The sequence below is a fragment of the Streptomyces sp. NPDC051555 genome, from assembly GCF_044454405.1.
Taxonomy (GTDB): Bacteria; Actinomycetota; Actinomycetes; order Streptomycetales; family Streptomycetaceae; genus Streptomyces.
This window is the reverse complement of record NZ_JBITDP010000121.1, coordinates 1-1,319: the sequence shown is the minus strand read 5'-3', so window position 1 is coordinate 1,319 and position 1,319 is coordinate 1. Positions and strand designations below refer to the sequence as shown.

The window sequence follows — 1,319 nt, the reverse complement described above, 5'->3', positions numbered from 1 at the left end:
TGTCAATCCCCTCGGGCTGTGGAGATCTTTCAAGCGGCCAGCTCCACGGTGAGGCCGGCCTGGTGTTCTCGTTCGTAGTCGATCGGGCTGTGGTATCCGCATACGCTGTGTAGCCGTCGGGTGTTGTAGAAGCCGGTGATCCAGGTCGCGATCCTCAGCCGGGCCTCGGTGCGGGTGGTGAAGGTGTGCCGGTGGACGTACTCGACCTTGAGCACGCTGTTGAACGCCTCGCTGACGGCATTGTCGAAACACGATCCGACGCGGCCCATGGACTGGGTCACTCCCAGGCGGCGACAGGCCCGGCAAAAGCGCCCGGAGCCGTACTCGCTGCCTCTGACGCTGTGAAAGATCACGCCCCTGACCTCACCACCGCGGGTGGCCGCGGCCATGTTCAAGGACGACACGACCAGCTCGGCGTCGTGACGGGCGCCCATCGCATAGCCGAGCAATCGACGCGGGAACAGGTCGATGACGGTGGCCAGGTAGAGCTTGCCTTCATCGGTGGTGATCTCGGTCATGTCGCCGCACCACACCTGGTCCGGAGCGTCCGCGGTGACGTCACGGCGCACGAAGTCCGGCGCCGCCGGCCGTTTGCCGGGCCGGGTCAGCCCCCGCCGGTGGCGGACCTTCCGTCCGGCCAGGCCGAGTTCGGCCATGAGGCGGGCCACGGTGTTCACCGAGACCCGCCAGCCCGCGCGGACGAGCAGGACCCAGACCTTCGGGGAACCATACGTGCCGCCGGAGGCCTCGAAGATCCCCGTGATCGCGTCAGCCAGCTGTCCCCGCCGGACTTCACGCGCAGTGGTGGGCTTGTCGCGCCACTTGTAGAACCACGACTCCGACACTTCCAGGATCTGGCAGGCCAGACGGTGCGGGACGCGGTGCTCGGTCCTCTGGTTACCGATGAACGCGGCCAGGGCGGCCGGGTCCGTCCCGGTCACTTCACCCAGAGGACCATGCATCGCTTGAGGACATCACGCTCCATCTCCAGCTCGCGTATCCGCTTGTTCTTCTCCGACATCTCCCGCCGTAGCCGCTCCAGCTCGGCACGCTCGGCTTCGCGTATCCGGCCGCCCGGCGCGGGCTCGGCCGGCCGGTCGGACGACGCCGACCCATTGCGCCGCCATCGCGACACCCAGCTATGCAGCGTGCCGGAGTGGACGCCGAGCTCCTCGGCGACCTCCGCGATCGGCCTGCCCGTCTCGATCACGATGCGTACAGCACCCTCACGAAACTCAGACGTGTACGTCCGTTGCTTGGAACCCATGAACCCCAACATCCCCTGCAATCACGGACTCCACGCTACGAGGGGAGGGACA

The 1,319-nt window shown here is 67.1% G+C and carries 2 protein-coding genes; both read right to left on the bottom strand.

Going from position 1 to position 1,319, the window contains the following annotated elements; translation table 11 throughout:
• Nucleotides 1-29: 29 nt before the first annotated feature.
• Nucleotides 30-941 (bottom strand): IS3 family transposase, encoded by a 912-nt coding sequence (locus tag ACIBEA_RS44625; RefSeq protein ID WP_399270325.1) that lies wholly within the window; start codon nucleotides 939-941, stop codon nucleotides 30-32.
• Complete coding sequence (locus tag ACIBEA_RS44620) at nucleotides 938-1,267, bottom strand: transposase (RefSeq protein ID WP_399270323.1); 330 nt, start codon at nucleotides 1,265-1,267, stop codon at nucleotides 938-940. Before ACIBEA_RS44620 ends, ACIBEA_RS44625 begins: the two co-directional genes overlap by 4 nt.
• Nucleotides 1,268-1,319 lie beyond the last annotated feature (52 nt).